The 7,115-nt window shown below is 38.0% G+C and carries 5 protein-coding genes; 3 read left to right on the top strand and 2 right to left on the bottom strand.

The genetic code is table 11. The features are described 5' to 3' along the window. Window positions 1-409 precede the first annotated feature (409 nt). On the top strand, window positions 410-1,939 hold the full coding sequence (locus tag ACFO3G_RS04335) for a T9SS type A sorting domain-containing protein (protein WP_380078324.1): 1,530 nt from the start codon (window positions 410-412) through the stop codon (window positions 1,937-1,939). A gap of 377 nt (window positions 1,940-2,316) precedes the next feature. After that, the gene (locus tag ACFO3G_RS04330) at window positions 2,317-4,644 is read left to right on the top strand and encodes a carboxypeptidase-like regulatory domain-containing protein (protein ID WP_380078322.1); all 2,328 of its coding nucleotides are present in this window, start codon (window positions 2,317-2,319) and stop codon (window positions 4,642-4,644) included. A 461-nt stretch (window positions 4,645-5,105) separates the two neighbouring features. Here ACFO3G_RS04330 and ACFO3G_RS04325 read toward each other — a convergent pair whose 3' ends face one another. Together ACFO3G_RS04325 and ACFO3G_RS04320 are read right to left on the bottom strand one after the other, a co-directional pair. After that, a complete protein-coding gene (locus ACFO3G_RS04325; protein WP_380078320.1) occupies window positions 5,106-5,375 on the bottom strand; it encodes a hypothetical protein in 270 nt (89 codons plus the stop codon). Between the two features lie 84 nt (window positions 5,376-5,459). After that, window positions 5,460-6,419: an acyltransferase family protein gene (locus ACFO3G_RS04320; protein ID WP_380078318.1), complete on the bottom strand. Its 960-nt coding sequence runs from the start codon at window positions 6,417-6,419 to the stop codon at window positions 5,460-5,462. 279 nt (window positions 6,420-6,698) lie between these two features. Here ACFO3G_RS04320 and ACFO3G_RS04315 point away from each other — a divergent pair, with 279 nt between their 5' ends. Then, window positions 6,699-6,953, top strand: coding sequence for a type B 50S ribosomal protein L31 (locus tag ACFO3G_RS04315; protein WP_380078316.1), 255 nt, complete (start codon window positions 6,699-6,701; stop codon window positions 6,951-6,953). The last annotated feature ends 162 nt before the right edge of the window (window positions 6,954-7,115 follow it).

Raw genomic sequence — 7,115 nt, 5'->3', positions numbered from 1 at the left:
GCCAGACAATTCGAAATAATTTCTTTAATTTGTACTCGTGTGAGATCCATACTGTTTTACTGTTTTATTTTATTTTTTCAAAGATAATAGTCTTGGGTCTTACACACTTTTTTGGGACAGTATCTTTGATTTTGGTTAGAGAACGATTTTACTGGATCCCGGACTGTAATTGTTGGTGGCGACTGAAAATATACCAGTCGATATGTCGGATGGATACTTATGCTTTTCAATACAGTGTATAACAAACAAAGTGGTATGGTTATTTTTTGTAAGAGAAGTGTATTGATATTAATTGATATTCTGATATATTTTTTCGATAGTTTATGTTTTTATATCACAATTTAGTTAACTTTATTGGTATTTATTTAGATTATCATTAAATACAAACACTATTAACTAGAATGTACTTATGAAACAGTTATTACTTTGTTTATGTGCCTCTGCCTATATCCTTTCAGCATCAGCGCAGAGCAATCCTGTTCAAATTATTGGAGGGCCTGAACTTATTCCAGCCATAAAGTCCAATCAAGTTCAGACACTTGGAGTCTCTTCAGACGGTCATTATCTCTGGGGCCAAACCATATCTAAGTCTACCGGTTTTTATTATGACCTTGTTGAGAAGAAAGCCTATGATATAGAAGCGGGAGATGAGGTTGTTGTATATTCTGTATTTCCAAATGGAGATATTGTTTACAACTCGGATCGAAAAGCTTATTATCGAAAGGCAGGTTCGAGTTCTTCCATAGAGATAAAGTCTCCTATATCAGATTATCCATATTTCGATATTTGGAGTACAACACATGATGGGAAGATTATCGTAGGGAACTTATCCGATGACGGATATAGCCAGGTACCTGCATATGCCGAGCTCGGTGAGGACGGTTTGTATTCAATCCACACGCTTGATTTTGAGTCAAAAGATATCATGGGAGCTAATGCTCAGTACTCACAGACACGAACAGTTACTCAGGATGGTAAATATATTGTTGGCCAGCAGGTCAATGATATGGGTAACAATTACCGTATCTTGGTATGGAGTAGGCAGCAAGATGGTACCTACAAGTATTCCACACCTTTTGACCACATAGAATATGACCTGAGCAAACCTAAACCGGGCGTGATGCCTGATTATGGAGAATATGTGACAGCTACTGATGAGAATAGCCAAGAATATAAGGATCAGTTGACAAAGTATAATGCGGCTATGGATGAGTGGGAAAGGAAATTCTCGGAATTTACTAAACATGGTTCGACTTTCGGAGGCTATAGTATTCATCGTGCAACACTCGGTCATGCTATTTGCACCTATTTTGTCGATGGTTTAAAAGATCCTAAAGTTATGAATCCTGCATTATTAGATGTTGAAAACAATACGAACACCGTATTGAATTTAGATGGAGGTACAGGTTTTGACCTGCTTCCCGGAGGAGGAATCATAGCTTTAGTTGGCAATGCTTATGAAGGCTTCGACACCTATGCCGTCAGTAGTAAAGACAATACTTCGGTGCCACTTGATAAATGGTTGAAGGATAAAACAGGGGTAGATATAGCAAAGAGCCTTTCTGAATCCGAAGTTACAAAAATGGGTCTTCCTTATTTCAGCATGGATGGAAAGACTCTGGCTTTAAGCACGTATGACAATGAAGGATTTGTGTGTGCAGTAATCAACTTTGATAAGAATATATTTGCAGCCCTCACTTCTGTCGATACACCAATAAGAGCTTCGTTGTATTTCTTTGACGGAAAGATGCTTCATCTCCAAGGAGATAAACCTGCTGAAATCACCATTTATGATATGAATGGTAGGCTCTGCTTATCCATGCAAGTTGATGCTGAAAGCAAAGTTGATTTGGCTTCTCGTCTGCGTTCGGGACAATATATAGTCTCTGTGAAGGACAATGACAAAAAGGAATCATCTATGAAGATCATCATGAAATGAGAAGATTTCCTTTCTAATAGATATTCACAGACTTTTACCAACTTAACAGCAATCGCTATCATTGTGCTTTTTAGCTCTTTGATAGCGATTGTTATTTACAAATGACGGTTGATTTGGCGCAAATGTAATTATGACACAACCCATTTATTAGAAGTTGCTTTGAGATTATTAAAACGGATTTCTCTTTTATAAGGACACAGATTTACAACCCTCCACAATATTTATTAATAAAGTTAGTTGAAGTATCGATAAATATATATATTTTTACAGCAATAAAATATTAAGAGGTCGTTTCAACCTATGGATTCGGGTAGGCTTGATATTTAATGTTTTAAGTTATCTAAGCCCATAATAGAACTATAAAAGTTAATTAATCTATGAGACATTTATCTTTCTTCATTATTATCATTCTTTCTATTGCCTTCTGCCATGCTCAGACAACAATCAGGGGGTATGTATACACCGGCAATCAGGGACTTGAGTTTGCAACCGTATCGGCTACAGACTCTTTGAGTGGTAAACTTATAGGGGGCGTAATCACGGACAAAACAGGTCGATATATTATCAAGGATTTACCTTACGGCACCTATCAATTAGAGGCCTCATTTATTGGCTTTCAAAAGCGACTTACGACCATTACATTGGATCAAAATCATAAGATTATTGATATAAATTTTGAACTTACGCCCGAGAGTAAAGAGCTTAACGCCGTTGTTGTCAGCGCAAAAGCTAAGGGTATGGTTGGGAAAGACTCTTTCACATTCGACAAGCAACAGATCAAGAAAGCAAGAGTATTGCAAGATCTTGTATTTTGCCTTCCCGAATTTAAGAAAGATGTCCGAACAGGAAATATTACATCTGCTCATGGCGGATCGGCCCCACTCATCCTACTCAATGGTATCATATCCAGCAATGAGGAGCTTAAGACCATACCTCCGCAAAAGATTATCCGAATAGATCGTTATGACCTTCCACCAGAACGCTTCAATGTGCAGGGGCCGGTCATTGACGTCATCACTGCCTCCCTCGATACCGGTTACAATGGAGGCTTTGATGCGAATATCGCACCTCTTGCTACGGACGCTTATGCCAAAGGTTATTACGGATACAATATTGGAAAGCACCGTTTCAACCTCTTCACAAATCTCTTTATCCGAGACACACATAAAGGAAGAGAACAAGAACAGCAACTTGCCTACACGGCTGACAAAGAGTACAAGTTCGTTAATGATAAGATAGACAAGTTCAAATATATCTCTTCCAATCTAAAACTCTCCTACACCTATAGAGAGCCTTCTAAATATACCTTCCAAGCATCACTCTCCGGCAACTATGAATACTACAAAAGTCGGGTTAATCAAGATGGACACGCATACCATAATACAGTTGACCCGGACAGAAAAGGTTTGACCAAATTCAAATCAAACTCTTTTGTACCGGTTCTGGACCTATACTTCGACTACACTTTTAATGAAAATAGCAGACTATACTCCAATGTGGTAATGACATCCAACATTGTGACCCAACACATGAACGAGTTAGAAAGAGGACTTCAAACCAATAGCATCTACATAGACGACTATCTGGATGCAGACAACGATAAAATTTCCCTAATAGCTCAAATCGAATATCAACATGGCTTTAGGGGTGTCAATGTATCGGTAGGGACTCAAGGTATGTACTCAAATGCCGATTTCAATATTAGCGGTGGAAGCATTGGGCCAAAGACAAGCGATAGACAAAAGCAGTTTAACAATAGAAGTTATGTAACATTATCCGGACTTATCGGAAAGCTGCAATACTATCTGAGTCCATCATTTGCAGTCGTCAATATCTCATCACATAAAGGTAAAGATCAGTCTGAAACAAAATATTATTTCCGTCCTCAGCTAAGCCTAATGTACCGTATGCCACGAGGACATTCGCTAAGGCTCGATCTCATAGGAATGAATAATGTGCCGGGGCTAAGTATGACAGCCAATGTATTGCGAAAGGTAAAAGAAGGGTTCTATTATCGCAACAATCCGGGACTAAAAAACTCCTACATCTTCGATAGTAAGTTACAATATAGATTTATAAGCAAACTCATTTATTTCGATAGTTATTTCGAGTACTATAGAAGCAATAAAGAAATAATCACAGGGTTTATCAATGAAGAAATCAATGGGGCAAATGCCATAGTCCAACGTCCTGAAAACAGCAGATACATGCAATTGATAAACTTTGGGGCGAGTGTAACGCTCAAACCATTTATGGATGAGAGGTTATCCATAAGACTATATGGCAATCCCTTTAATAGGACTTATAGCTACGAGTCGGGCTTCAAAAAATCTTACTTCAGCTTCAAATCGGGTGGATCAGTGGAGTATAATATCAATAACTTCAGTTTCAACTTAGGCATGACCCTCCCCTATAAGGCAATGAAAAGCTATTTTATGGAAGATAACAAGTTCTATTCTGAGTTTGGAGCATCTTACAGATACAAAAACTGGGGTTTCAACTTTTGTTTGCAAAATATGTTTGTTAGAGAAAAGTTTACGTCCGAAAGCTTACCACATATCCCAATGAAGGAAATCCTCAATACAACTGAGAGAGACAACTATTGGAAAATGTGGTTCGGCATTAGCTACTACTTCTCAAGCGGAAAATCTTATAGAGCAAGCAAAGAACTTGAAAACGAAGACAGCGATGGAGTAAAAATATAGACTTAAAACGATATTTTTACGCTTAATCTGCAGTTATTTAGATAAATATTGTTAATTAAATTAGGCGTTTATAAGGGCAAAAAGAGGCTGATTTTGCCCTTATAAACGCCTTTTTAATTGCTAAAATTGAGAAGAGGAGAAATTAACTGACTCCGCAAAGTGTTAAAATACATAAAGGCTATTTTTAATTCCTCTTTTGGCGACTTAAAAATAGCTTTAAAGCCTCCTTTTTTGGAAGGTCGCGCGACTTGCAATCCATTCTCGCGCTACCTTGAACCCAACCTCGCGCGAGGTTGCACCCCAAGTAGCGCGACTTCGCATGTCAAGGTCGCGCGACAACGGATCGAAAGTCGCGCGAGAATAGATTGCTTCTCGCGCGAGCTTATCTGTTAAAATAGCGCATAAAGAAAGCCTGTTTCGTACTATAAAACAGGCAAAGTCAGTAAGAAGGTCAGGGAACCCTAACTCCGGAAGTTGTGATTTTGAAGTTGAATCAGCGTTGTTTGAGTCGCTTTTTGAGTGTTAGTTAAAATAACAGTATTTAACACATAAGAGTCTCTTCTTACGAGCTTCACAGCCCAATCATAAAGACCACTTATAAGATTGTATTTGATCATTGAGAAGTGATCCATTTCCTCCTCTAAGATAAGACATACCCTACCCCCTTGGAGAAGTAATCCGCCAAGGGAAACGACAATCAAAAGTATGGTAAGTAATATGCTTATCTCCATGGTTCTTATTCTTTATGTGATGACTAAGATACTAAAAAGGAGACTCTTTAGCAACGACATCCTATTGACAAGCACAATAATCAGTCAATGCGAACCATACAAAACCTTTACCCACGGCAAAAATCTTCCAACAAATCGATCCAAAATATATGGAACGACGCAAGATAAAGAAACACCCACTACCATCAGGCATCCGAATGAAAGAGAGCCGGTCATGATATGCTGTTCGTAGATATATTTGAAGGGATATAAGATCATTGGATGAAGAAGATAGATCAACATAGATACCATTCCTATTTTCACAATCCAACGAGGGGTAAAAATAAACTGAAAAGCAAACAGCACACACATGGTACAAAGCAAAGCAAGTAAAAAAGAGACTAAGGTCTTAACCGAAAGGTCATAGTTTGAAAAGAGATAGTTGCAAAGGACAAGTCCCATAAGAAGGGTCAACAGAGCAAAAATCATTTGAGAAGAGCTTCCCTCCCCTTTGGATTGCCACCTCCACCAAAAAGAGCCAAACAAAACATAGGGCAAGTACAGTCTACAATCATTGAGATAACCGGGTAAATGAGGGAAAGACGGAAGGAGCAGAAAAAAGCTCAATAACGCAATCGGAAATAAAAACCTCAACTTAAGATGGACAAGCGGATAAGAGACAAGAGAACAAAGCCACAGGGCAGGAAGGAACCAAAGATAAACAGCCTGTTTGCCAGGATAAGTATATAAAAACTTAAAGCTAAAAGCCCCTATCCCATGGATATAAACCATCATCGCCTCATAACATAAAGAGGCAACAAGATATGGAACCAACAAACGTAAAGTGCGTGATAAAAAGTATGTTTTGAATGCTGTCCTATTACGAGAAAGACATGATGTCATTCCACTGAGGAAAAAGAAGAGAGGCATATGAAAAAGGAAAATAAGACTCCACAATGAATCATACCACAAAGGGGCACTTTGAGCTGTAAAATGCCCCACTGCAACCAACATTATGCCTAATCCTTTTGCGGCATCGATATAATCTAAACGACCGGAACTCATAAGTAAACAAAAATAGAGTCAATGTATTAACAACAAGTATTTTGAAAAGAACTTCCAATCCACAAAGATATAATTATAAACAATGAGAAAAGTAGGTAAAGAAGGGCTTTCCATAACAATAAAGAGAAGATAATAGGCGACAAATCAGAGACAACGATATGAAAACAACGACCTTATAATTGATAAAAAGTTGGGCAAATCAAGAAAACTACTTACTTTTGCAGTCCGGTTACCAGCCAGAATTATTGATTATTGAAAGAATAAATAAATTAATATAGTATGAAGAAGGATATCCATCCAGAGAATTATCGTCCTGTTGTGTTTAAGGATATGTCTAACGACGACATCTTTATCACTCGTTCTACAATGCAGGCGAAAGAGACCATCACTGTTGATGGCGTTGAATATCCACTTATCAAGGTGGAAATTTCTAACACGTCTCACCCATTCTTTACAGGTAAGGCTAAGTTGGTAGACACAGCCGGACGTGTTGATAAGTTCATGAGCCGCTACGGAAAGCGTAACCGCAAATAATCAAATGTGGTTAGTTGCAACTAATGTACATTAAGGGGGGCTGTGTCAAAATTCCATTTGGCGCAGCCCTTTCTGTTTTTTGAAAAAAGTTTCAACTTTCTCTATATTAAGTCTTTTCCATGTTATTAATAATAGTTATCTTTATGGTATACAAATAGTTAT

The organism is Falsiporphyromonas endometrii, assembly GCF_042654485.1.
Taxonomy (GTDB): Bacteria; Bacteroidota; Bacteroidia; order Bacteroidales; family Porphyromonadaceae; genus Porphyromonas; species Porphyromonas endometrii.
This window is presented reverse-complemented; position numbering and strand designations above follow the sequence as displayed.